The 25525-nt window shown below is 72.9% G+C and carries 19 protein-coding genes; 10 read left to right on the plus strand and 9 right to left on the minus strand.

The features are described from left to right. The first annotated feature begins 17 nt into the window (after window positions 1-17). Both AA23TX_RS18645 and AA23TX_RS18650 read left to right on the plus strand, forming a co-directional pair. Window positions 18-977, plus strand: a complete 960-nt coding sequence (locus AA23TX_RS18645) for an alpha/beta hydrolase (RefSeq protein ID WP_155543774.1) — start codon at window positions 18-20, stop codon at window positions 975-977. Window positions 978-1044: 67 nt separating this feature from the next. Then, complete coding sequence (locus tag AA23TX_RS18650; RefSeq protein ID WP_155543775.1) at window positions 1045-1869, plus strand: NAD(P)-dependent oxidoreductase; 825 nt, start codon at window positions 1045-1047, stop codon at window positions 1867-1869. On the opposite strand, the gene AA23TX_RS18655 is transcribed toward AA23TX_RS18650, so the two are convergent. Further along, entirely contained in the window at window positions 1853-2890 is a 1038-nt protein-coding gene (locus AA23TX_RS18655) for an NADPH:quinone reductase (RefSeq protein ID WP_155543776.1), read from the minus strand. The two genes, AA23TX_RS18650 and AA23TX_RS18655, sit on opposite strands and share 17 nt — an antisense overlap. A gap of 416 nt (window positions 2891-3306) precedes the next feature. On the opposite strand from AA23TX_RS18655, the gene AA23TX_RS50765 reads away from it, so the two are divergent. Then, entirely contained in the window at window positions 3307-3432 is a 126-nt protein-coding gene (locus tag AA23TX_RS50765; RefSeq protein WP_277875399.1) for a hypothetical protein, read from the plus strand. Window positions 3433-3511: 79 nt separating this feature from the next. After that, window positions 3512-3646 (plus strand): hypothetical protein, encoded by a 135-nt coding sequence (locus AA23TX_RS50770; RefSeq protein WP_277875400.1) that lies wholly within the window; start codon window positions 3512-3514, stop codon window positions 3644-3646. A 10-nt stretch (window positions 3647-3656) separates the two neighbouring features. Here the strand turns inward: AA23TX_RS50770 and glgC are convergent, their stop codons facing one another. The 5 genes from glgC to AA23TX_RS18685 all read right to left on the minus strand — a co-directional run bounded on the left by glgC (window position 3657) and on the right by AA23TX_RS18685 (window position 9946). Continuing rightward, entirely contained in the window at window positions 3657-4874 is a 1218-nt protein-coding gene (glgC, locus tag AA23TX_RS18665; RefSeq protein WP_196425373.1) for a glucose-1-phosphate adenylyltransferase, read from the minus strand. Then, on the minus strand, window positions 4871-6025 hold the full coding sequence (gene glgA, locus AA23TX_RS18670) for a glycogen synthase (RefSeq protein ID WP_155543778.1): 1155 nt from the start codon (window positions 6023-6025) through the stop codon (window positions 4871-4873). Before glgA ends, glgC begins: the two co-directional genes overlap by 4 nt. Before the next feature lie 93 nt (window positions 6026-6118). Then, entirely contained in the window at window positions 6119-7654 is a 1536-nt protein-coding gene (locus AA23TX_RS18675; RefSeq protein WP_230862558.1) for a glycosyltransferase family protein, read from the minus strand. 174 nt (window positions 7655-7828) lie between these two features. Beyond that, the gene (locus AA23TX_RS18680; protein WP_155543779.1) at window positions 7829-9406 is read right to left on the minus strand and encodes a choice-of-anchor A family protein; all 1578 of its coding nucleotides are present in this window, start codon (window positions 9404-9406) and stop codon (window positions 7829-7831) included. Between the two features lie 159 nt (window positions 9407-9565). After that, a complete protein-coding gene (locus AA23TX_RS18685; RefSeq protein WP_155543780.1) occupies window positions 9566-9946 on the minus strand; it encodes an STAS domain-containing protein in 381 nt (126 codons plus the stop codon). 502 nt (window positions 9947-10448) lie between these two features. Here AA23TX_RS18685 and AA23TX_RS18690 point away from each other — a divergent pair. After that, complete coding sequence (locus tag AA23TX_RS18690) at window positions 10449-11318, plus strand: MerR family transcriptional regulator (protein ID WP_155543781.1); 870 nt, start codon at window positions 10449-10451, stop codon at window positions 11316-11318. A gap of 8 nt (window positions 11319-11326) precedes the next feature. Here AA23TX_RS18690 and AA23TX_RS18695 read toward each other — a convergent pair whose 3' ends face one another. Beyond that, window positions 11327-11761: an SRPBCC family protein gene (locus AA23TX_RS18695; RefSeq protein ID WP_155543782.1), complete on the minus strand. Its 435-nt coding sequence runs from the start codon at window positions 11759-11761 to the stop codon at window positions 11327-11329. A gap of 230 nt (window positions 11762-11991) precedes the next feature. On the opposite strand from AA23TX_RS18695, the gene AA23TX_RS18700 reads away from it, so the two are divergent. The 5 genes from AA23TX_RS18700 to fusA all read left to right on the plus strand — a co-directional run bounded on the left by AA23TX_RS18700 (window position 11992) and on the right by fusA (window position 23066). Next, window positions 11992-15600, plus strand: coding sequence for a discoidin domain-containing protein (locus AA23TX_RS18700; RefSeq protein WP_155543783.1), 3609 nt, complete (start codon window positions 11992-11994; stop codon window positions 15598-15600). A gap of 219 nt (window positions 15601-15819) precedes the next feature. Further along, window positions 15820-17352 carry a hypothetical protein gene (locus AA23TX_RS18705; RefSeq protein WP_155543784.1) on the plus strand — a complete coding sequence of 511 codons (1533 nt, stop codon included), beginning with the start codon at window positions 15820-15822 and terminating at the stop codon, window positions 17350-17352. A 52-nt stretch (window positions 17353-17404) separates the two neighbouring features. Beyond that, window positions 17405-19057 carry a PucR family transcriptional regulator gene (locus AA23TX_RS18710; protein WP_230862559.1) on the plus strand — a complete coding sequence of 551 codons (1653 nt, stop codon included), beginning with the start codon at window positions 17405-17407 and terminating at the stop codon, window positions 19055-19057. Between the two features lie 354 nt (window positions 19058-19411). Then, window positions 19412-20815, plus strand: coding sequence for a M4 family metallopeptidase (locus tag AA23TX_RS18715; RefSeq protein ID WP_155543785.1), 1404 nt, complete (start codon window positions 19412-19414; stop codon window positions 20813-20815). 310 nt (window positions 20816-21125) lie between these two features. Beyond that, window positions 21126-23066, plus strand: coding sequence for an elongation factor G (gene fusA / locus AA23TX_RS18720; RefSeq protein ID WP_155543786.1), 1941 nt, complete (start codon window positions 21126-21128; stop codon window positions 23064-23066). Window positions 23067-23104: 38 nt separating this feature from the next. On the opposite strand, the gene AA23TX_RS18725 is transcribed toward fusA, so the two are convergent. Then, entirely contained in the window at window positions 23105-24328 is a 1224-nt protein-coding gene (locus AA23TX_RS18725; protein ID WP_155543787.1) for a cysteine desulfurase-like protein, read from the minus strand. A 20-nt stretch (window positions 24329-24348) separates the two neighbouring features. Continuing rightward, the gene (locus AA23TX_RS18730) at window positions 24349-25476 is read right to left on the minus strand and encodes an acyltransferase family protein (protein ID WP_230862560.1); all 1128 of its coding nucleotides are present in this window, start codon (window positions 25474-25476) and stop codon (window positions 24349-24351) included. Between the last annotated feature and the right edge of the window lie 49 nt (window positions 25477-25525).

The raw sequence follows: 25525 nt of genomic DNA on the forward strand, positions 1-25525 counted from the left end.
CGGCCCAAGATCGGGGCATGACCTACGCGATCGATCCCGAGCTGGTGCCCTGGCTGGACATGCTGCCGGCCGTGACCCTGACCGACTACGAGGCCCTGGTCGCCGCGCGCTCCTCGATGGGGCAGCTGGGCGAGGTCCTGCCGGCCTACGAGCCGGCGAACCCCATCGACGTCCGCGATACGACCGTGCCGGGGCCGTCGGACGCGCCGGAGGTCCCGGTGCGCGTCTACTCCCCGGCGAACCGCACCGGCGCGGTGCCCGGCCTGCTCTACATCCACGGTGGCGGGTTCGTCCTCGGCGACCTGGACATGTTCCACGCGTCGCTGCTCCGGCTGGTCGACGAGCTGGGCATCGTGATCGTGTCGGTCGATTACCGGCTGGCGCCGGAGCACCCGTTCCCGGCGCCGGTCGAGGACTGCTACGCGGCCCTGCAATGGGTCGAGGCCAAGGCGGCGGAGCTGGGCATCGACCCGGCGCGGATCGGCGTCGGCGGCGAAAGCGCGGGCGGCGGCCTCTCGGCGGCGGTGGCGCTGCTGGCCCGCGACCGCGGCGGCCCGGCGCTCTGCTTCCAGTACCTCGGAATCCCGGAGCTGGACGACCGGCTCGACACGCCGTCGATGCGCGCGTACACCGACACGCCGCTGTGGAACCAGCCGAACGCGGTGTTCAGCTGGACCAGCTACCTCGACGCGGAACCCGGCGGCGACGGCGTTTCGCCGTACGCCGCGCCGGCCCGGGCAGCGGATCTGGCCGGGTTGCCGCCGGCGTTCGTCACGACGTGCCAGTTCGACCCGTTGCGGGACGAGGGGATCCAGTACGCGCAACGCCTCGCGCACGCGGGCGTGGCGACCGAGCTGCGCCACTACCCGGGCACGTTCCACGGGTCGGGGATGGTCGAGACGGCGGCGATCTCCCGCCGGATGTTCGCCGACGAGGTCGACGCGCTGCGCCGCGGGCTGCGGGTGAGCGCGGGCTGAGCCGGTCGTGAGTGAGAAACAGTGTTCTAACCCTGTTTCCCACTCACGACCACGGTAGGAAGGGAGCATGAAGACTTCCGTCGGGTTGCTGCATCCCGGAGCCATGGGCGCCGCTGTCGGGGCGGTGCTCACCGCCCGAGATATCCGGACCTCCTGGCTCCCCGCCGGCCGCGGCCCCGCGACGCGCCGCCGAGCCGAGGACGCCGGGCTCACCGAAGCCGAAGACCTCGCCGGGTGCGACGTGATCCTCAGCATCTGCCCGCCCGCCGCCGCGCTCGACGTCGCCCGGAGCGTCGCCGGGTTCACCGGCGTCTACCTCGACGCCAACGCCATCAGCCCGCGGCACGCGACCGAGATCGCGCGGATCCTGGACAAGGCGACCGTCGCCGACGGCGGGATCGTCGGCCCGCCGCCGCGGCAGGCCGGGACCACCCGGCTCTACCTGTCCGGGCCCGCGACCGCCGTCGCATCCCTGGAAAGCCTGTTCGCCGGCACCGATCTCCGGCCCGTGGTGCTGGACGGCCCGGTCGGGACGGCGTCGGCGCTCAAGCTCGCCTTCGCCTCCTACAACAAGCTCACCTTCGCGCTGGCCGCGCAGTCCCACGCCTTGGCGGAGCGCTACGGCGTCGGCGGCGAGCTGCGTGAGCTCGCCGCCGACGTCCTGTCGCACACCCCGCTGGGCGCACCCGGCGGGATCACCTCCGCCGGCCGGCGGGCCTGGCGGTGGGAAGGCGAGATGGCCGAGATCGCCGAAGCGTGCGCCGACGCCGGGCTCTCACCCGCGTCGGTCGACGCCGCGCGGGAACTGTTCGGCCGCTGGCGCGACCACCGCGACGAAGCCGGCCTGACCCTCGCCGACCTCCTTCAGGCGCTGGTCACCCCGCCGGCGTGACGTCGATCAGCACCTTCCCGGTCGCGCCCTCCTCGGACGCGATGTGGGCCTTCGCGGTGTCTTCGAGCGGGAAGCGGTGGACCGGCACGCCGCGGTCCTTGCCGAGCCGCAACGCGCCGTCGGCCAGCGCCGCGGTGACGTCTTCGGCGGCGGCGCGGAGCTTGTCCTCCCCGACCGTGTAGAGCACGAGGAACTGGTAGCGCGTGTTCAGCCACAGGTTCGGGCCGAACTCGAGGCTGACCGTGCCCGTGCCGCGGTCGTCGCCGTAGACCGCGACCGTGCCGCGCGCACGCAGAACCTCGGTGTGCAGCCCGGCGTTGACCCCGGCCGCGACCTCCACGACCAGGTCGACGCCGTCCGGCGCGACCTCGCGGATCCGGCCGGCGAGCTCCGGGTCGGGGTAGCGCAGCACGTGGTGGGCGCCGGCCGCACGGGCGAGCGCGGCCTTCTCGTCGCTGCTGACGGTCGCGACGATCGTCGCCCCGGCCCAGCGGCCGAGCTGGATCGTGGCGTTGCCGACCGCGCCGGCCCCGCCGCTGACCAGCACCGTCCGGCCGTCGAGCGCGCCGGGGGAGAGCCGGGTGGGCCCGTCTTCGGCGACGGTCAGCGCCCGGTGCGCGGTCAGCCCCGGGACACCGAACCCGGCGCCTTCGTCGAAGCCGGCGGCGTCGGGCAGGCGAACGACCTTCGCCGCCGGGAGCACGGTGTACTCCTGCGCGGTGCCGGCCTCGGGGCCGTGGGTGCCGGCGAGGATCAGCCACACGCGGTCGCCGGGCGCGAGCCCGGTGACGTCCGGGCCGACCGCGTCGACGACCCCGGCGCCGTCCTGGTTGGGGACGGTGTCGGGGGTTTCGGTCCCGGCCTCGGCGCCGCGGCCGGCGCGGGCCTTCCAGTCGGTGGGGTTGACCGCGGACACGACGACCCGGACGCGGACCTCGCCGGGACCCGGGTCCACGACGGCCCGCTCCGACACCGACAGCACCTCGGGTCCGCCGTGGCGGCGGTAGACGACAGCTTTCATGCCGGGTGCAATCCCGCGGCACCCCGGGGTTATTCCCGATGTCCACCGGAAATGAGGTAAGGGTAAATCCGCAGCGTGCGCCACCCGCCTATTCGCCGCCGGGCGAAAACGACGGGAAAACGCGCGCCGTGCGGGTGATCCCCCGGCCGGGCGATTTTCCGTGCTGCCCGAGCGAAATCGGCCGCCGTCGCAGAAACTGGGCGCGTGGGAGAGGAAAAGCGCAGTCCGGGGGACGAGCGGCCGAAGCGTGACGACGGGGAACCGACGCCGATCTTCGACGCGGTGTTCAGCGCCACGCGCGCACGGGCGACTACGAAGAATCCGCCGGGGGAACCGGAGAAATCAGGACGCTGAATCACTTTCGGCGGCGGGGGAGGACCGGCGCGCGCGAGGGGCGGGCGTGGCGCGGCTTGGCCGTGACGTACGCGGTGGTCTCGGCGGCCCAGGCCTACCTCGCGGCGGCGATGGGCGTGGTGTGGGCCGCGGTCCTGGCGGCGGTGTTCCTGGCGGCGGCGATCGCGTGCGGTGTCGCCGCCCGCTGACCTGAGGCGGTTTGTTCGACATCCGCAGCGAACATGTAGCATGTCCCGCGCATGCGCAGGCACGGTCGAGGAGTGGAACGTGGCAGGGGTCGTGAACAGCATGATCGCCGCCGAGTACGCGGCGGGCGCCACGATCTCGGAGCTCGCCGAGCGCTGGGGCATCGACCCGCGCCAGGTGATCGAGCGCCTGGCGCGGGTCGACTCGCAGTCCTGAGCCGCGGCCCTCAGATCGCGCGTTCTCCCTTGCCGAGCACGACGATCCCGCCCTCGCTGACGTGGTAGTGCCCGCGGTCCCTGGCCAGGTCGACCCCGATGTGCGCCCCCGGCGGCACCACGACGTTCTTGTCGAGGATCGCCCGCCGCACCACCGCGCCGCGGCCCACCCGGGCGCCGTCCAGCAGCACCGACCCCTGGACCACCGCGCCCTGCTCCACGAGCACGTCGGGCGAGAGCACCGAGTCCACGACCTGCGCGCCCGAGATGATGCAGCCGTTGCTGACGATCGACTGGTTCGCCGAGCCTCCCTCGACGAACTTCGCCGCCGCGCGCTGGCCCGGGTGCGCCAGGATCGGCCACTTCCGGTTGTACAGGTTGAAGATCGGGTGCGTCGAGATCAGGTCGGTGTGCGCCTCGTAGTAGCTGTCGATCGTCCCGACGTCGCGCCAGTAGCCGTGGTCGCGCTCGGTCTCGCCGGGCACGACGTTGCCGTTGAAGTTGTAGACCGCCGCCTCGCCCGACTTGACCAGCGCCGGGATGATGTCGCGGCCCATGTCGTGGTGCGAGGCCGCGTTCTCGGCGTCCGCGTGCAGCGCCTCCAGCATCACCTTCGTCGTGAAGATGTAGTTGCCCATCGACACGTACGACTCCTCGGGGGAGTCGGGCAGGCCCGGCGGGTCGGCGGGCTTCTCCATGAACGCGTCGATCATCAGCCCGTCGGTCGTCCGGATGACGCCGAACGAGCTCGCCTCGGCGCGCGGCACCCGGATCCCGGCGACGGTGACGCCGGCGCCCGAGGAGATGTGGGCCTCCAGCATCTGCCGGGGGTCCATCCGGTAGATGTTGTCCGCGCCGAACACCGCGATGTACTCGGGGTCCTCGTCGTAGACCAGGTTGAGGCTCTGGTGGATGGCGTCGGCGCTGCCCTGGTACCAGCGCGGGCCCAGCCGCTGCTGCGCCGGCACCGGCGTGACGTACTCGCCGGTCAGCGCCGAGAGGCGCCACGTCGTCGAGATGTGCCGGTCGAGCGAGTGCGACTTGTACTGCGTCAGCACGCACAGCCGCCGGAACCCGCCGTGCACCAGGTTCGACAGCACGAAGTCGACCAGCCGGTGCACACCCCCGAAGGGCACGGCGGGTTTGGCGCGGTCGGCGGTCAGCGGCATCAGCCGCTTGCCCTCGCCGCCCGCGAGCACGATGCCCAGCACGTCCGCTCCAGTGTTCACGACGACCTCCCGCACGCCTCGTAGAGGGCGACCGTCCGCTCGGCGATCGCCTTCCAGCCGAACTCGCCGACCGCGCGCTCGCGGCCGGCGGTACCCATCGCGGCGGCCCGGTCCGGGGAACCCACCACCTCGTTCAGCGCGGCGGCCAGGCCCGCCTCGAACCCTCGCGGGTCCTGGTCGTCGTAGTGCACGAGCAATCCGGTCCGGCCGTCGTCGACGACCTCCGGGATGCCGCCGACGTCACTGGCCACCACCGGCGTGCCGCACGCCATCGCCTCCAGGTTCACGATGCCCAGCGGCTCGTAGACCGACGGGCAGGCGAACACCGTGGCGTGGGTGAGCAGCTGCACGACCTCGGGACGCGGCAGCATCTCCGGGATCCAGCGGACCCCGGTGCGCGTCTTCTCCAGCTCCGCGACCAGCCCGCGGAACTCCGCGTCCAGCTCGGGGGTGTCCGCGCCGCCCGCGCACAGCACCAGCTGGGTGCCCGGCTCGAGCGACGCGGCCGCGCGCACCAGGTGCGGGACGCCCTTCTGCCGCGTGATCCGGCCGACGAACAGCACGTACGGCCGGGTCGGGTCGATGCCGTGCTTCGCGAGTGCGTCCGTGCCCGGGTCCGGGCGGTAGAGCGTGGTGTCGATGCCGTTGTGGATCACGTGGACCCGCTCGGGCGGCACCGCCGGGTAGGCCGCGAGGACGTCGCGGCGCATGCCGCCGCTGACCGCGATGATCGCGTCCGCGGACTCGTAGGCCTCACGCTCGATCCACGACGAGACGCGGTAGCCGCCGCCGAGCTGCTCGGCCTTCCACGGCCGCAGCGGCTCCAGCGAGTGCGCGGTGACCACGTGCGGAATGCCGTGCGTCAGCTTCGCCAGGTGCCCCGCCAGGTTCGCGTACCAGGTGTGGCTGTGCGCGAGGTCGTGGTCTTCGAGGGCGTTCGCCATCGAGACGGCGATGTCCATGGTCGTGAACGCGGGCTGGCGGTACCCGTGCGGATCGGTGTGGCCGGTGGCGTCCGGGCGGTCCGCGCCCCAGCAGTGGACGTCGAGATCGACCAGCGACCGCAACTCCCGGGCGAGGAACTCCACGTGAACCCCGGCGCCGCCGTAGACCTCCGGCGGGTATTCCCGGGTGAGCAGGCCGACCTTCATGCCGAAACCCTATGGCCTCCCCGGCCTGTGGCGCAGTCTGGCGTCCAGGGGAATCTTCGGAGTTTTCGGTCACTGCTCAGATGAGCGCGGAGATCACGGCTCTCGGGTGAGGGTGAAGTGGCCGACGCCCTTCGCCGCGGACCGGACCTGCCAGCTGTCCGGTCCGGTCGCCGGGCCCTGGGCGTACTGCAGCCGGTAGTCCGGCTTGCGCGGCGTGACCGAGGTGTCCAGCCAGTGGTAGTTGACCCGCAGCGCGAGGCTCATCAGCGGGTTCGCCGTCGCGATCCGCTTCCCGACGAGCTCGACCGCGTGGCCGCGGTCGGAGAACTCGTCGATGATGGCGCACTCGCAGAAGTAGGCGAGCGTGCCGATCTCGCCGGGACTGGCGACCGCGGCCCCGGCGAGCCGGGGGCCGAGCTCGGTCCCGACACGGGCGTAGTCGGTGGAGCTGGCCCAGTTGCCGAAGATCACCGGCGACTTCCACGGCAGGCCCTGCGCGGCGTCGACCGCGGCGCCGGCCAGCACCAGCAGGCCGGTGAGACCCAGCGCGATGGCCGGGGGCGTGCCGCGCAACGCCGGGCGTTCGCGGGCCTGCGTCGACCAGGCGCCGAACGCGGCGACGGCGAACGCGCTCGCCGCGGTCACCGGGGCGACGTAGTACCAGTGGAACGGCCCGACCCCGAGGAACGAATACGCGACGTAGTAGAGGATCCCGCCGCCGGCCAGTGCGGCGAGGGGGCCGAGCGCGGGGAACTCCGGCCACCGGACCCCGAACCGTGCGGCCGCCCACCCGGCCAGCGCGACCACGCCGAGCAGGGCCGGGACGAACGACACGAGCACGGTGACCGGCCAGCCGACGTAGTACATCACCGGCCCGGTGCTGTAGGTCCACGGCGCGAACAGCCCGGCCTGCGTCTGCTTGATCACCAGCGTGTCCGGCACGAACGACCCGAAGGCGACCCAGCTGACGACGAACCACGGCGCGGCCGTCAGCACCGCCCAGCCGGTGACGGGCAGCAGCCGGCGGCGGATCGCGGGCGCGCTCACCGCGATCAGCACCACGAACACCACGAGGTCGAGCCGGGTGAGGACGGCGAGCCCGCCGGTCACGCCGAACAGCAGGGGACGGCCTTCGAGCGCGAAGACCGTGAGCACCAGCAGCACCGCCGGGATCAGCAGGACTTCCAACCCGATCGCGGACAGCACGAACGGGTTGAGCAGCACCAGCGTGACGCCGAGGACGCCGGCGGCGGGCGGCAGCGCGAGGGTGCGGCCGATGCGCTGCCACGCCCAGCCGAGCGTGCCGCCGCACAGGACCGTGAGGATCCCGAGCGCGATCACCGGGTGCGGGTCGCCGGCGATCCGCGTGAGCAGGGTGAGCGCGGCGAGCAGCAGGACGTTCAGCGGGGACGTCGCGGAGTTCGCGGGCGAGCCCGGGATCAGGCCCCACTCGCCGTGCACGGCGAGGTTCTTCGCGTAGGCGAGGGTGATGTAGCCGTCGTCGGTCAGGCTGCCGCGCACCACGAGGAAGACGACGGCGCCCAGCACCGCCCCGAAGACCGGCAGCCACCGGCCGGGCGCGTTCCCTTGTTCCGCGGTCGTGCGTTCCGCGTCCGTTTCCGCAAGCACCTGCCCACCTCGCGGAACGACCGCCCGCTGTCCGACTGCTATGGCCCGGCACCGTAACGACGGCGTATTACCGGGGTGCTACACCCGGATCACGTCCGCCGGCCCCGCCAGGGTTCACCCGATGGTGGCACGGCCCGGCAGGGCCCGCAGCGTGGTCCACTGTGGACGGGGTGGTCAGGGCGCCTTCCGGCGGGTGGTGACCAGGACGAGCGCGATGCCGCCGGTCAGGAGCAGGGCTCCGAGGCCGAGGATCGGGCCGAGGTCGATCCCGGTGTCCGGCAGGCGGCCGCTGCCGCCGCCGGGGGTGGTGGGTGCGGGGGCCGGGGTGGCCGCTGTCGTCGAGGATGCCGAGGTCGTGGTGGAGGTGGCCGGGCCGCTCGTGGCGGTGGTGGTGCCGGTCGACGGCTTGGTCGTGGTGGTCGACGTCGACGGCTCGGTCGTGGTCGGCGATGTGGTCGAGGTGGTCGGCTCGGACGTGGTCGTCGTGGTCGTGGCCGACGGCTCGGTGGTGGTCGGGGTCGTGGTCGACGGCTCGCTCGTGGTCGCTGTCGTCGACGGCTCGGATGTGGTGGTGGCCGGCTCGGAGGTGGTCGGCGATGCCGTGGTCGTCGTCGGCCCGGCTGTGGTCGTCGTGGTCGAGGTGCTGGTGGTCGGCGCCGTGGTGCTCGTTCCGGTGGTGGTCGTCGGGGCTGTCGTGGTCGGTTCGGGCTCGTCCCGGCACGAGGGCAGGTCGCCGACGAACGGGTACGCGTGGAACTCCTGCCCGCTGCCCTGGCCGGCGCTCGAGCCGTGGACGAGGTCGCCCGCCGTGAAGAAGCGGCCGTTCGTCCCCGGCAGCGTCACGGTGGTCGTCCCCGCCGGGTTGCCCACGAGCACGCTGCCCTGGAACATGCCGCTGCCGGTGAGGCCGACCGTGGCCGCGGCCGGGAAGTTCCACAGCAGGCGGGGGCGCAGCGCGTTGAGCGGGTCGCTGTCCTCGACGCCGCCGCTGTAGGTGTTGATCGTCCGGGCCCGGCCGGTGAGGTTGACCAGCACCGTCGCCCCGGCGGGGATGCCGGCGAACGCGATGCCCTGCGTGCCGCCGCCCGGCCCGGCGATGTCCTGGTCGATCGTGAAGACCTGAAGCTTCGCCTTGCCGTCGCCGGTGAAGAGCGTCTGATAGCCCTGGTTCACCGCGGTCCCGGTGGTCGTGGCCCGGGCGTAGCACCTGCTCGCGGCGTTGAGCCGTCCCCGCAGCCCCGCGTACGGCTGCATCGCGTCGGTGTCGTGCACGAGCTTCCCGATCACGGTGCCGGTGACCGTCTTGGCGTGGCGGACGACGCCGCCGGCCGAGTCGCCCACGGCGTCGAGCCGTTGCTGGTCGGCGACCGTCAGGTCCCCGCCGACGGTCAGGTAGTCGGCACCGTCCGGCGGCGGCACGCGGGAGCCGACCCCGGCGACGCCGACGTTGTAGATCGACGACCCGGACGTCTTCCGCAGCGTGAAGTCACCCCCGACGACCACCCGGCCCTCCGCCTCGGCGGCGCTGCCGGTGACGCGCATGCTGCCGCCGACGTAGAGGTTGACACCGTTGTCGCGCCCGGCGAAGGGGTGGTTGCCGACCGGCGGGTAGGGATCGGGGCACGTCCCGGGCACGCACGGTCCGAGGCCGTCGGGCAGCGGGTCGGCGTGCGCGGACCGCAGCACGGGTACCGAAAGCACCACGAGCCCGCAGGCCGCCAGCGCCGCCAGGGCGGCATGGGTCGCGCGCACGGAACCTCCCTGTCCACTGTGGACTACCAGGGGCGGACGCTAGCGGCCGGTCGTGCCGGGCGCCCGCCGATCCACCCGATCGAGGCGGCCCGAGGCCGCCGAGGCCACCAGGGGACCGCCGTGCGGCCTCTGCCGCTTTCAGGGAGGTGTGGTCGTGGCTCAGGAGATGCGGACGGACGGATCCCCGGTGACCGCGGCGCGCGCTTCGGCGACGCCGGTGTACAGCGGCAGCACGCTGTCCAGGCCGAGGATGGCCAGGGGCCGGGCGACCGCGATCCGGGCCGCCGCGATGGCGTACGGAATGTCGAGCGCGACGGCCTCGCGGTAGGACTCGACCAGGACGCTGAAGACGGTCGAGTCGCAGTAGGTCGTCTCGGTGAGATCGGCGACGACCGCGGTCGCGTCGCCGCGGAACGGGCCCAGCAGCGCGTCGCGCAGCCGGGTGGTGGTCGCCAGGTCGAGGTCGCCGGCGCAGCGGACGATCACGACCCCCGCTTCGGTCGTCGTCGCGAAGCGGGGCTGGGTGCGGTTCTCGGTCATCGGGGCCCTCCTGCCCGGCGAAGTACCCACCGCACGCCGGGTTCACTCGCCCGGGTGGGGCGAATCGCTGCGGCATCCGAGGGATAACGATGCACAAGCGTTGCAGACGGGTATAGCTTGACTGTGCAGCACCCCTTCCGCCCGCGACTGGGCGGGCCGTGGCGGGTTGCCACACCCCGCGGCCGTCCGGATCCGGCTGACGCGGGCCGGATCCCCCGGCGCCGGGCGGCGCCGAAGGGGACGCGGCAGGTCGACGCCCCGCCGCCGCGTCCCCTGTGGGCCGCCCTCCGGGCTTCGGCCGGCCCAGGATTTCCGGGTCCGGTTCCACCGCGTGGCGGCGGTGTCCCGCGGCGTCCCGGCGGAGGTCGTCCCCTCGCCGACCTCCGCCGGGCGGTCCCGGAGACCCGGCCGGCGATCTCCGCGCCGGGCGCGGCCACGGTGTCCCTGCCGGTCAGGTGGCCTCGTCGTCGCTAAGCTGCGGCGAGCGAGGCGAAGGGGAACGGTGGAACCGAAGAACATCGAGACGGGTGCCTGGGCGCCGGGCAAGGTGGCCGCGCTGCTGGGCGTCTCGCCGGTGACCCTGCGCAGCTGGAGCGCGCGGTACGGGATCGGTCCGTCGGCCCCGGCTTCCGGACGGCACCGCCGCTACTCCGACGCCGACGTCCGGCGGCTGCAGCACATGCAGCGGCTCGTCGCCCGGGGGATGCCGGTGCGGGAGGCCGCCGCCGTGGCCTTCGGCGACTCGTCCGCCGGCCCGCCCGAGGTGCCTCCGGCCCGCCGGGTGCGCGAGCTCGAGGACGCCGCCGACGAGCTGCGATCCGCGTCGGTCGCCGGGCTGATCGACGAAACCCTCGGCACGCTCGGCCCGGCCGCCGCCTGGACCGAAGTCCTCGCTCCGGTCCTGCGCAGCCTCGGCGACCGCTGGCAGCGCGGCGACGTCTGCTTCGGGTCGGAATGGGCGCTGACGACGGAGATCTCACTGGCGTACGAGCGGTTCAGCCGCCGCTTCCCGGCGGCCGTCCCGGGCCGGCCGGTCCTGCTGGCGTGCTGTCCCGCCGAACGGCACTCCCTGCCGATGGAGGCCCTGCGCGCGACCCTGGCCGAGGCCGGGGTGCCGGTCGCCTATCTCGGCCAGCTGGTGCCGGCCGAAACGGTCGCCGACCTGGCGGCGCGCCTCGACCCGGTGCTGGTGCTGCTGTGGTCCCTGGCGGCCCCGACGGCCGACGACCTGCTCGCCGCCCGCGTGCGCGACCTCGGCCGCGTCGTGGGCATGGCGGGGCCGGGCTGGGAGCACCTGGGCGACCGCGGCTTCGCCAGGGTCGACGACCTGGCCTCGGCGGTCGAGCTGGCCGTGGCGCACGCGGAGGCGTAGTTCCGGCTTCACGCCAGCCCGTCGAGGACCCGCGTCAGCTCCGGCGCCACCGCGTCCCCGAGCCGTTCGAACTCGCGCTTCAGCAGCGGGCTCGCGAGCTTCGCCCAGCCGTGGAACACGATCGTCGCGCGGTAGCGGACCGTCGTCCCGTCCGGGCCCGCGGAGAGGCCGAAGTCGTCGGTCGAGGTCGCCGTCTTGTTCCGGCCCACGAATGTCACGCGGCCGGCGTCGCGCCGCGTCAGGTGGTAGTCCAGCTCCGTCCGGCGGCCGCGGAACTCCGACACGTTGTGCCACTCGGCGCCGACGGTGATCGGACCCGCGTCCGTGCGGGTGCACGTCACCGTGCCCGGGTCCCAGTCCTCCGTGTGCGCGAAGTCCGCGAGGTACTCCGCGACGCGCGCGACCGGCGCGCGCACGGTGACGGTGCGTTCGACCTGGACCATCGGACCTCCTGGATCGGTTCGTTGCGCAGCCGTTGCAACCGTAACGGGCACCGCTCAGCGGGGCACGCCGAAGGCTCCGGAGACAACGATGTCAAGTATTCGGAATTCTTGTCTGCCTTGTCTTCTTGACGCTTCCGGCGCGCGCGGCGGAAGCTTCCTGGCAACGTTGTCATCCCTCTTCACGGCGCCACCCCGCCAGGTCCGGCCGCCGCTTTCAGATCGGAGTTCGCATGGCGGAGGAGTACGGCATCACCGCGGATGTCGAGCCCGCGGAGGTGGCCGCCGTTTCGCGGCGCCACCTCCTGACCGCCGGGACCGGGCTGCTGGCCGGGTTCGGTCTCGCGGCCGTCCTGCCCGGGGTCGCGTCCGCGTCGCCCGTGGCCGCCGACGGCCGGGCGCCGACGACCGACCTGGCCCTGTTCCGGCCGGTGCAGGTGTCCTCGACCGACTACGCCGCCACCCCGGGGGAGTTCGCGGTCGACGGCCTCGCCCAGGTCGGCGTCAGGGGCTCCGGCTGGCGCGCCACCCCGGGCGACGGCCAGTGGATCGTCGTCGACCTGCAGGGGCAGTGCCGGATCGACTCGGTCGTGCTGACCTTCGAGGCCCGGCCCGGTGACCCGGCTTTCGACGGCACCGCTTCCCGCAGCCACACCAGCGGCTTCGAGATCCAGTCCAGCTACGCGACGGCGTTCGACCTCGACGTCTCGGGCGACGGCCGGGCCTGGCGCACCGTCCACCACACCGACGCCGGCACCGGTGGCGTCGTCACGATCCCGCTCACCGCCGTCACCGCGCGCTGGGTCCGCTTCACCGCGTCGAGCCGCTCGACGACCAACCCCCTGGGCCTCAACGGCTTCCAGGTGTTCGGCGCCGGCCCGCAGAACCGGCCGGCGGTGCACGGCTGGACCAGTTTCCCGGTCCGCCCGCACGACGACCCGCCCGCGCTCTCCGTCGCGGCCGACGGCACCGTGCCGCTCGAGTCCGGCTGGGTCCTCACGATGGACGACTGGGCGCCGGCCGGCGACGGCACGGCACTGTCCGGGTCCACTGTGGACACCCGGGGCTGGCTCCCGGCGACCGTTCCCGGCACGGTCCTGGCGTCGCTGGTCGAACAGGGTCAATTGCCCGACCCGGTCTCCGGCATGAACCAGCTCCACGTCCCGGAAGCGCTGTCGCGCCACGCCTGGTGGTACCGCCGCCGCTTCTCACTCCCGCGCGGCCTCGACACCTCGGCGGGCCGGCACGTCTGGCTCGAATTCGACGGCGTCAACCACGAAGCGCAGATCTGGCTCAACGGCGCCGAAATCGGTACCCAGAGCCACCCGTTCGGCCGCGGCGCCTACGACGTCACGGCCGCCCTGCGCCGCACCGGCGACCAGACCCTCGCGGTGAAGATCTCGCCGATGCCGCGGCCCGGCAGCCCCAGCGACAAGGGCCCGAACGGCAGCTCCTGGGTCGACGCCGGCAGCACGATGTTCGACAACTCGCCGACCTACCTCGCGGTGTCCGGCTGGGACTGGATGCCCGCGGTGCGCGACCGCGCGTCCGGCATCTGGGACCACGTGCGCCTGCACTCGACCGGCGCCGCCGTCCTCGGCGACGTCCGCGTCGACACGAAGGTGCCCGACGCCGCCACCGCCGTCGTGACGCTCACCGTGCCGGTGCGCAACGTCGCGCCGACGGCCCAGCGCGTCAAGGTCAGCGCGGCCTTCGGCCCGGTGAACGTGTCGGCCACGGTCACCGTCCCGGCCGGGCAGACCACCGACGTCGTGTTCCCGGCGCAGCAGGTCGAGAACCCGAAGCTGTGGTGGCCCAACGGCTACGGCGACCCGAACCTCTACGACCTCACGCTCACCGCCGCGATCGGCGCGGCGACCAGCGACCGGCGGACGTCGAAGATCGGCCTGCGCCAGATCGGCTACCAGTACGACCTGCCGATCGTCATCGCCGACGGCCGGGCGACCCAGTCCGTCGACCTCGCGCCGCAGAATGCCCGGTTCGTCCGGATGCAGGGGCTCAAGCGCGCCACGGGCTGGGGCTTCTCGCTCTGGACGATGTCCGTGGTCGACAGCGCGAACGCGGGGACGGACCTGGCCCAGGGCAAAGCCGCGACGTCGCTGTCGGTGGCCGACGGCAACCCGCCCGAGCGGGCCTTCGACGGCGACCCGAACACCCGCTGGACGTCGGCCTATGACGACAACCAGTGGCTGCAGGTCGACCTCGGCGCCGCGACGGCGTTCGACCGCGTCGTGCTGACCTGGGAGACCGCCTACGCGGCGACGTTCAAGATCCAGGTGTCGCAAGACGGCGAGACGTGGACCGACGCCGCGTCGGTGGACAACAGCCCGAAGCCGCTGACCTTCCTCGTCAACGGCGTCAAGATCTTCGCCCGCGGCGGCAGCTGGGGCTGGGACGAGCTGCTGCGCCGGATGACGCCCGAGCGGACCGACGCCGTCGTCGCGATGCACCGCGACATGAACTTCACGCTGATCCGCAACTGGGTGGGCTCGTCGTACCGCCAGGAGCTGTTCGACGCCTGCGACAAGTACGGCATCCTGCTGTGGAACGAGTTCTGGGACGGCTGGTCGACCGACCCGGCCAACCACGACATCTTCCTCGCGCAGGCGAAGGACACCGTGCTGCGCTACCGCCACCACGCGTGCGCGACGGTCTGGTTCGGCTGCAACGAAGGTACGCCGCCGCCGGCCATCGACAACGCGCTGCGCGACATCGTCCACGACAACACGGACCTGCTCTACCAGGGCAACTCGGCCGGCGGCGTGATCACCGGTGACGGGCCCTACTACTGGCAGGACCCGAAGCGGTACTTCACGGGTGAGGCGACCGGCGGCAAGTACGGGTTCTGGAGCGAGATCGGGCTGCCGACCGTGTCGGTCGTCGAGAGCATGCGCAACCTCGTCGGCGAGGACGACCCGGGCTGGCCGATCGGCGCGCCGTGGTTCCTGCACGACTGGTCCACGGGCGGCAACCAGTCGCCGCAGAGCTACCTGGCGGCCATCGACGCGCGGCTCGCGCCGTCGACGAGCCTGGCGGAGTTCTGCCGCAAGGCGCAGTTCGTCAACTACGAGAGCATGCGCGCGATCTTCGAGGCCTGGAACACGCGGCTGTGGGCCGACGCCACCGGCGTGCTGCTGTGGATGTCGCACCCCGCGTGGCACAGCACGGTCTGGCAGACCTACGACTACGACCTCGACGTCAACGGCAGCTACTACGGCGCGCGCAAGGGGTGCGAAGCCCGGCACGTGCAGGCCGACCTGACGACGTGGCAGGTCCGGGTCGTCAACCACACGCCGGCCGCGTTGAGCGGGGTGACGGTCACCGCGCGGCTGTTTTCCTCGGATGGCGCCGGCCTCGGGGCGGCACAGCAGCAGAAGCTCGACGTGGCGGCGAACGTCGGCGCGACGGCGTTCACCGTGCCGTTCGATGCCGCGCACCCGGACCTGCACCTGCTGCGGCTGACGCTGACCGACGCCCGCGGCGCGGTGCTGTCGGAGAACACGTACTGGCGCTACCGCGGCGACACGGCGATGCGCGCGCTCAACCAGCTGCCGGGCGCGCGGCTGACGTCGTCGCTGAAGGCCGACGGCGACGCGTACACGGCGACGATCCGCAACGACGGCAAGACGGTCGCGGCGATGATCCGGCTGTCGCTGCGCGAGCGCAACGGCACCGACCGCGTCCTGCCGACCCGCTACGGCGACAACTACTTCTGGCTGCTGCCGGGGGAGAGCCGCACGGTCCGCGTCGAGCCGCGGCGGCGCGTGCCGAACGCCCGGTTGCTGGTGGAGGCCTACAACGTGGCGGCGAAGGTGATCTAGCCGCGTTTTTGTCGGACCCCGCCGCTACGCTCGCGGGGCCCGCGAGCGAGGAGTTCCGGTGCGTGGCTGTGGGTCGCGATCCGGAGCGAGTGGAGGGGTGCCGCGCGTGCTCCTCACCGTCCGCCGACGACCAGCCCGGAGCCGATCCGGGTCTCGGTTCTCCTCGCTCGCGGGCCCGGCACGGGGGAGGGGCGGGTCATCGACGAGCTGTACCGGCTGGTGCTGGCCAGGGTGGCGTACGAGGACGCGTTCTTCGCCTGGCCACGCCCGGCCCGGGAGCGTTACGTGTCGTTGCTGCGGCGCGCGGATCCGGCGTGGGCACCGGGTTTCCTGCGCTGGCTGCGCACGGCGACCCCGATGCGCTACCCGGCCCTGGTCGGAGCGGCGGCGTTCGTGGCCGGACGGCTGGAGCGGGGCGAGCACGGGGTGTCGCGCCAGGTGATCGCCTCGGTGCTGCAGCGCGCCGACGACCCGGGCCACCTGCTGGCCCATTGGGCGGCGGAGCACGGGCAGTCGCTGCCGAAGCCGGTGAAGCGCGCAGTGGCGGACGCGGTGACGCGCCTGTACGACGAGCCGGCGTTGGTGGCGTACGACGACGGTGGTCACCACTTCGACGTGGGCTTCGTTCGTGGTGACCTGCCTCGCTACGGCGGAATCGGGACACCGCGGCCGTTGCGGTTCGGCGAGGTGATCAGGCTGGTCCACCCGCGGGCCCGGGATCGTGAGCAGGGCGATCTGTTCCGGCACGCGTTGGCCCGGCGGCACGGGAAGGTGCGGACGATCCCGGCGACGCTGCCGCTGGTGCGCAGCTGGGCGGGCTCGGGGCGCTTGCCGGGGATCGCGAATCCGCTCAGCCGGGCGCTTTCGCCCGAGCGACTGCCGGTGAGCCAAGCTGCCGGGACAGCAATCGATCTTGCGACGGCGGTCGGGCCGATGCAGGTCCTCGCCGGGCTTCGGTCGGGTAATGGCCATCCGCCACCCGGGCGACTGCTCGCCCGGCTTCGGCAAGCCGGCACCTCGTCGCACGCCGGAACCCTCGTCGCCGCCCTGCCCGTGTCCGATCTGGTGGCCGACCCGAGCGTCCGCGAACGCCTGGAGCCGCTGATCCCGCACCTTCCCCTCACCCTCCTCCTCGTCCACCTGCGCCGGTTCGACGCCGCCGGGATCGGGTTCGAGACCGCCATGGCCGTCGCCGCGCGGATTGCCGATCCCGCCGAAGTCCGCGCCTCCGGGCTGGGGCCGCTGCGGTACGCCGCCGCCTGGGGTGCGGTCGACAGCCGGCGGTGGGAACCCGCGCTGGCCGCCGGTGCCCGGCACAGCCTCGGTGCCGTCCCGCGGCTGGGCGGGCGCACCCTCGTCGTCGTCGAACCGGGCAGCGACGCCCGGATCGTCTTCGGGATCGCCCTCGCCCAGCGGTGCGACGCCGCCGACCTCGCCGTGCTCGGCGGCGGGCGGTTCCCGCTCGACCCGGACGAGTCGCCGCTGCACGCCCTGATCCGCTGGCACTCCACCGACCTCCGCGGCACCCCGGCCCGCCCGGCCGGGCACGATCGCGTCGTCCTCGTCACCGAGCGGTTCGGCGAGGCGCCGGACGTGCCCGGCGGGCTCCCGCTCTACGTCTGGGAGACCCGGCGCCACAGCGGGTACGAACCCGAGGTCGCGGGGCGCGTCTTCCGCGGGCTCGGCGACGCCTCCTTCCGGATCATCCCCTGGTGGGAGGAGTTCGTCGCAGACGACCAAAACGAATACTGATTTCGTGCCGCCGGACGAACTAGGCTGATGTTCTCGCGCCTAGCTTCGGGAGGTGCTCGTTTCGGTGAACCTGCGCCCGCACGCCAGCCTCGGCCGCGTCCTCGACGACCTGGGCGGCACGCTCCTGGACCTCGTGCTCGGGGACGGCGACCGCCCCGGCGGCATCGGCGGCGTCGCCATCCACGACCCCTTCGACGAGCCCGCCCTGCCCCAGCACGCCCTGATGCTGGGCGTCGGCCTCGCCGAACCGGACGAGGTGGTGCGCCAGCTGCGGACCCTGGCCCGCCACGACGCGGCCGGGCTCGTGCTGCGCGCGCCGGTCACGGTCACCGCGGCGATCACCGCCGCCGTCGAGGAGACCGGCGTCGCGCTGCTGGCCCTGGCGCGCGGCGCGTCCTGGGCCCAGCTCGCCGCCATGCTGCGGTCGCTGCTGGCCGAAGGCGACGTCGGCGACGCCCAGCCCGAAACCCTGGCCGGGCTGCCCTCGGGCGACCTGTTCGCCGTCGCCAACGCGATCGGGGCGCTCATCGACGCCCCTGTCACCATCGAGGACCGCCGTTCGCGTGTGCTCGCGTTCTCCGGCCGCCAGGACGAAGCCGACCCGTCGCGGGTCGAGACCATCCTGGGGCGGCAGGTGCCCGAGCGGTTCTCCCGGATGCTGGCCGACCGCGGCGTGTTCCGCGAGCTCTACCGCAGCGACCAGCCGGTGTACGTCGACCGCCCGCCCGAAAGCCTTGACGGCTTCACGATCCCGCGCGTCGCCGTGGCGGTCCGGGCCGGCGACGAGATCCTCGGCTCGATCTGGGCCGCCGTGCGCGAGCCGCTGACGCCCGACCGCACGCAGGCCCTCTGCGACGCGGCCCGCCTGGTGGCGCTGCACCTGCTGCGCGTCCGGGCGGGGGCCGACGTCGAACGCCGGCTGCGCGCGGACCTGGTGAGCACGGCGCTCGAAGGCGGCGCGGCGGCGCGGGAGGCGCTGAGCCGGCTCGGGCTGGCCGACCAGCCGGTCGTCGTGCTGGCGCTGGCGGTGCTCGAGAACGGCGCCGAAGACGCCGAACTCGCCACCGAACGGCAGCGGCTGGCCGACGGCCTGGCGATGCACCTGACCGCGGTGCACCCGCGCTGCGCGGCGGCGCTCGTCGGAGACACCGCGTACGGGCTGGTGCCGGTGACCCGCGACGCCGACGGGGAGCGCCGCGCCCTCCGGATCGCGAACGACTTCCTGGACCGGGTGGGCGACCGCGTCCGGGCGGTGGTCGGGATCGGGCCGGTGGCGCGCAGCGCGGCCGAGCTGCCGGAGGCCCGCGACAGCGCGGACCGGGCGTTGCGGGTGCTGCGGTCGGGCAGTGGGTCGGGCAGTGGTCCGGGACGCCGGGTGGCGTCGCTGGCCGACGTGCACGTCGAGGCGCTGCTGCTGGAGCTGCAGGACCTGGTCGCCGCCCGCGGCGACCGCCCGACCGGCCCGGTCGCGCGCCTGCTGGACTACGACGAGCAGCACCACGCCCACCTGGTCGAGACGTTGCGAGCCTGGCTCGACGCCTTCGGCGACGTCATCGCCGCGTCGGCCGCGGTCCACGTACACCCCAACACGTTCCGGTACCGCCTGCGCCGCCTGGCCGAGGTCGGCGGCTTCGACATGACGGACCCCGAAGCGCGCTTCGCGGCGATGCTCCAGCTCCGGGTGGTGGCCCCACCCGCCTCTTGACCGTGTGCCACCAGGCATCTCACGTGATCCGAGGGGCATCACGCGTGATCCGAAGGGCATCACGCGTGATTTGACGGGCATCAGCGCGATGCCCCGCCAATCACGGGTGATGCCCCGCCAATCACGCATCATGCCTTTCTGGACACGCGTGATGCCTCTTCGAGAACGCCCGGCGTCCGAAATGTCGGTGATTAACTACCGACTTCTGGACCACACTTGGTCGGTTACCTACTTTCGACCGGTGTGCGACACCTTCGGGGCATGTGAACCTGCACGGACTTCACGTCAGGTGATCAAGTTTCCACGGAGGTGTACCGGGTGTCACGCAAACGGGTCATCGCAGGGACGGCGGCGGTGAGTGCGGCTGTCGTCGTGACTTCGCTGCTCACGACCGGCTCGCCGGCCTACGCGACCATCGCGCAGCCGTCGATGCAGGCGCTGAACTCCCTCGCGATGCCGTTCGGCAGCGTCGTGCGGTCGCAGCAGGAGATCGGCGACGTGCCCGTGTTCGGCGGCCAGCTGGTCCAGATTCGCGACAAGGCCGGCGCGGTCCTCGCGACCCACGGCCGCACGACGAAGAAGACGGCGGGCGCGTTCCCGGCCACCGCGACAGGCGCCGCGGACGCCGCCATCGCGGACGTCGCGAAGCGCACCGGCCTCGCCGCGGCCACGCTGAGGGCTGACGCGCCGCGCGCGTACTGGTACGACGCCACCCTCGGCGGCGCGAAGGGCGACGGCGTCGCGGTGCCGACCTACCAGGTCACCGTGCACGGCAAGAAGCTGAACGACAAGTGGACCGAGGTCGTCAAGGCCGGCACCGCGGACGTCCTCACCTCGTGGTCGGAGGTGCGCGAGGCCAACCGCGACGTCTGCGACGCGAACCACAAGGTGGTCAGCGGCAGCACGGAATCCGTGCGCTGCGGCACCTCGTTCGACGTCACCCGCAAGGAAGGCGGCGCCGAGTCGAGCGTCGCCGACGTCAACCACGTCTACGACTTCTTCGGCCAGGCCTCGGACTTCTACCAGAAGTACGTCGGCGTCGACTTGACGAACCTGATCGGCGCCGACTTCTCCGACGGCACCGGCAAGGCGCTGCGCGGCACCGTCCGGATCTGCGTCGACGGCGAGTGCCCGTTCGCGAACGCCTTCTGGGACGGCGAGCAGATGGCCTTCGGCGAAGGCGTGACCACCGACGACATCACCGGCCACGAGCTCACCCACGGCGTCACCCAGCACACCTCCGGGCTCAGCGGCGGCCAGGCCGACTCGATCAACGAAGGCCTGTCGGACGTCTTCGGCAAGTTCATCGGCATCACCTCGAACGACCCCAACGACACCGGCGACAACCGCTGGCTGCTCGGCGCGGGCTCGTCGCTCGGCGCGATCCGCAACATGAAGGACCCGCGCTCGTCGCTCTCCCCGCAGCCGGACATGGTCAACGGCCCCGGCTGGCAGACGAACAACCCGGACGAGCACATCAACGACGGCGTCGTCAACAAGACCGACTACCTGATCACCGACGGCGACACGTTCAACAACCAGACGGTGCGCGGTCTCGGTCTCGACAAGTCCGTCCAGATCTGGTGGGGCGTCGAGAACACGCTCACCCCGAGCGCGACGTTCAAGGACGTCGGTGAAGCCCTGAACTCCTCCTGCGCGGCGCTCGCCAAGGCGGGCACGGCGGGCATCACCACCGACGACTGCACCCAGGTCGCCAACGCGGTGAAGGCCACCCAGCTGGACCAGGACCCGAGCTGATCCGTCGCTAAACGCCGAAGGCCACTCCGGACGACCGGGGTGGCCTTCGGCGTTTCCGGGCGGAAATCCGGTTGGCGGCGCGGAAATCCGCCGTTACGCTGCCCGGAGTCCAAGATCGCGTCGAACGAAGGGAGCCGGCCGTGCGCGTCGCCGTCGTCTCCCGTCCGCGGTCCGAGGTGATCCTCGTGTCTTCGCGCTCCCGGTGCCTGCCGCGCGGCACGCACCGGACTCCGTGACGCGTCCTTTGTGGACCTGCGCGTCGCGGGGAATCGCGCCGCCCTGACCAGGATCGGCCACGAAGGACCGCGCCATGCGCACCCACGACCTGACCACCGTCCGCAACCTGGGCATCCTCGCCCACGTCGACGCGGGCAAGACCACCCTCACCGAACGCATCCTCCACCGCACCGGAACCACCCGCAAAACGGGCGAGGTCCACGACGGCACCACCGTCACCGACTTCGACCCGCAGGAACGCGACCGCGGCATCACGATCTTTTCCGCGGCCGTCAGCTGCGCGTGGGCCGGCCACCGGCTCACCCTCATCGACACCCCCGGGCACGTCGACTTCACCGCCGAAGTCGAGCGGGCGCTGCGGGTGCTGGACGGCGCCGTCGCCGTGTTCGACGGCGTCGCGGGCGTCGAGCCGCAGAGCGAAACCGTCTGGCGCCAAGCCGATCGCCACGGCGTGCCGCGCATCGCCTTCGTCAACAAGCTCGACCGCGCGGGCGCCGACCTCGACACGGCGGTGGCGTCGATCCGGGCGCGGCTGCACCCGGCGCCGCTGGTCGTGCAGCTGCCGATCGGGCGCGAGGACGGCTTCACCGGCGTCGTCGACCTGGTGCGCCCGCCGGTGGACGCCTCGGCCGAAGCGCGACGACGTCGTCGCGTGCTGGAGGAGGCCGTCGCCGAGCTGCATCCGCTGGCGCTGGAAGAGTTCTGCGCCACGGGGACGATCTCGGCGGAGACGCTGGAGAAGGCTCTGCGGGAGCTGACGCTCAGCGGCGACGGGCTCGTCGTCCTGTGCGGCGCGGCCTACCGCGACCGCGGGATCGAGGCGCTGCTCGACGCCGTCGTGGCCTACCTGCCTTCGCCGTCGGACGTTCCGCCGGTGCGCGCCGACCGGCCCGCCGACCCGGCGGCGCCGCTGGCCGCGCTGGTGTTCAAGGTCGTCGCGACGACCACCGGACGGCTGACGTACCTGCGGGTGTACTCGGGAACGCTGCGGAAGGGGGACCAGGTGCGGGACGTGGAGCGGATCGAGCGGATCGCGCGCGTCCTGCGCGTGCAGGCCGACCGGCACGAGCCGGTGGACAGTGCGGTCGCCGGCGACATCGTGGCGGTGGCCGGGCCGAAGGCGGCGCGCGTCGGCGCCACGCTGTGCGCGCCGGACGCCCCGGTGCTGCTGGAGCCGCCGCCGACGGCGGACCCGGTGGTCTCGGTGGCCGTCGAGGCCCGCCGGGCGGGCGACGGCGAGCGGCTGACGTCGGCGTTGGCGCGGCTCGTCGAGGAGGACCCGTCGCTGGTCGTGCGGCCCGATCCGGAGACCGGGCAGACCGTGCTGTCCGGCCTGGGCGAGCTGCACCTGGAGGTGGCGGTGGAGAAGCTGCGGCGCGACCGCGGGGTCGACGTCGCGGTCGGGCGGCCTTCGGTGGCCCACCGCGAGACCGTGGCCCGCGGGGTGTCCGGGCTGCTGTACCGGCACGTCAAGCAGGACGGCGGGGCGGGCCAGTTCGCCCACGTGGTCCTGGACGTCGCACCGGCTACCGAGGGGTTCGAGTTCGCCTCGGCGATCGTGGGCGGCCGGGTGCCGCGCGAGTACGTCCGCGCGGTCGAGGCCGGCTGCCGGGACGCGCTGGCCGACGGACCGCTCGGCGGGCACCCGGTGATGGGCCTGCGGGTGGTGCTGACCGACGGGACGACGCACCCGAAGGACTCGTCGGACCTGGCGTTCCGGACGGCGGGACGGCTCGGCCTGCGGGAAGCCTTGCGGGCGTGCGCCATGCGGCTGCTCGAACCGGTCGCCGAGGTGGTCGTGACGGTTCCGGCCGACGCGGTCGGCGGCGTGCTCGGCGACCTGGCCGCCCGCCGCGGCCGGGTGGCCGGCTCGGCGGTCCGCGGCGGCACGGCGCTGGTGACGGCGACGGTCCCGGTGGCGGAGCTGTTCGGCTACGCGAACCGGTTGCGCAGCCGCACCCAGGGCCGGGGCACGTTCACCGCCCGGCCCGCCGGGTACGCCCCGGTGCCGTAAGCGGTCGTGAGTGAGAAACAGGGTTCTAACGCTGTTTCTCACTCACGACCAGCCGCGGCTGACCTAGCTCCGGGGAGTGACTTCACGGCGGCGAGCAGCGCGTCGACGTCCGCTTCCGTCGTGTACGGCGCGATGCCCGCCCGTACCGCGCCCGTGTCGCCGAGGCCGAGGTGCCGCGAGCACTCGATCGCGTAGAAGCTCCCCGCCGGCGCGTTCACGCCCTGAGTCCCGAGGTGCTCGTACACCGCCTGCGACGCGACCCCGTCGACCGCGAACAGCGCCGTCGGCGTCCGGTGGCGCGAAGGGTCCCCGTACCGGGTCACGCCCGGGATCGCCGCCAACCCCGCGTCGAGCCGGGCGAGCAGGGTGTCTTCGTGGTCCGAAAGCGCCGTCAGCGAAGTGACCAGTCGCGAGCGGCGCGAGCCGGAGCCGGGCACGAGACCGGCGAGGAAGTCGATCGCCGCCGTCGTCCCGGCCAGGAGCTCGTACGGCAACGTCCCCAGCTCGAACCGCTCCGGGACGGCGTCGGTCGACGGCAGCAGCTTGTCCGGGTGCAGCGTCTCCAGCAACGACGGCGCCGCCACGACCAGCCCGAGGTGCGGCCCGAGGAATTTGTACGGCGAGCAGGCGTAGAAGTCGGCCCCGAGCGCCGTGACGTCGACCGGTGCGTGCGGCGTCAGGTGGACGCCGTCGACGTACAGCAGCGCGCCCGCCTCGTGCACCGCGGCCGCGATCGCCGGGATGTCCGGCCGGGTGCCGAGCAGGTTCGACGCCGCCGTCACCGCCACCAGCCGCGTCCGCGAAGACAGCAGCCCGGCGACCGCCGACGTCGCCAGGAGCCCGGTCGCCGGGTCGAAGTCCGCCCAGCGCACGGTCGCGCCGGCGGCCTCGGCGGCCTGGACCCACGGCCGGATGTTCGCGTCGTGGTCGAGGCGGGTGACGACGACCTCGTCGCCCGGGCCCCAGTTCTTCGCGAGCGCGCGGGAGAAGTCGTACGTCAGCTGCGTCATGCTGCGCCCGAACACCACCCCGGCCGGGTCCGCCGCGAGCAGGTCGGCGACGGCCTGGCGTGCCTCGGCGACCACGGCGCTCGCCCGGCGCTCGGCGGCCGTGACGACGCCGCGGTTGGAAATCCCGGAGCACAGCGTCCCCGCCACCGCCTCTCCGACGACATCGGGGACCTGCGAGCCACCCGGTCCGTCGAAGTGTGCGGCGGCGAGGGCGGGGAAGTGCTTGCGGATCGTCTGCACGTCGTAGCTCATGGCGTCAGCGTGCCAGGAAGTCAGGATCTCCGGAGGGGCGTGGCCGCGGTGACGGGCAGCTGGGGTGGGGCGGCCACCGGCAGCCGGACCGGTGCCGGGGGCCGCAGGTACCGGCGCAGCCGCTGCGTCGGCTTCTCGACGTAGTCCCAGGACAGCCGGCCGACGACGTAGGAGGCCGGCACGGCCAGCAGGATCAGCAGCCACACCTGCCGCACGCCGGCGAGGATGAGCAGCTGCTGGATCGGGAAGCCCCAGATGTAGGTGCCGTAGCTCCCGTAGACGTGCGGCCCGCCGGCCTCGAGCTTCCTCGGCCAGTGCATCGCGAGCGTGATCGCGCCGTAGGAAGCGCTGACCGCCAGCAGGTACCGGCTGGCCGGCGTCTGGCTGAGCGCCAGGTAGGCGGCGAACAGCACCACCGCCACCCACGGTCGCAGCGGGATCTTGTCCCGGAAGCCGTGCAGCACCATCCCGAGCGCGAACGGCACCAGGAACGACACGGTCGACCCGATCGGGACGAACAGCAGCGAACCGCCCGCGCCGTGATACTCGAACGTCGCGCGCAGCACGGTGTCGGCGTAGACCAGGCCGCCGAGGACGACGACCAATACCCAGCGAGTCGCGCCGGCCAGCACGACCAGGCCGGCGACGAGCACCAGGCCGTAGCCCAGCAGCTCCATCGGCAGCGTCCAGATAGCGCCGTTCACCGACCACGGGTACGGGTTGTCCGTGAACACCCCGGGCAGCACGTGCTGCAGGTAGAACAGCACGGTCGTGCCGACCAGGTAGCGCCACGTCTGCAGGTTCGTCCAGTAGTCGGACGCGGTCGTCACGAGCGGCCCGATGACGAACACGGTCACCAGCACCACGACCAGGAGCGGGGGCATGATCCGCAGCAGGCGCCGCGCGGAGAACCGCCACCACGACGGGTCGCGCGCCCAGCTGTCCTGGATCTGGTAGCCGCTCATCGCGAAGAACGCCATCAGCGCGATGTAGCCCGGCGACATGTGCCAGGACGCCGGGAAGATCGTCAGCCGCTGCGGGTGCAGCAGGGGCATGCTGTGATCGACGATGACGGTGATCGCGCCGATCATCCTCAGCCACGCGAAGCCGGTGTTGGGGTTGGCGTGAACTTTTGACGAGATCGGCACGGATCGGGATGTTAGCCCATCCGGCTTCCGCGCCTGGCCCGAACGGCGG

Origin of the sequence: Amycolatopsis camponoti (genome assembly GCF_902497555.1) — a bacterium.
Lineage (GTDB): Bacteria > Actinomycetota > Actinomycetes > Mycobacteriales > Pseudonocardiaceae > Amycolatopsis > Amycolatopsis camponoti.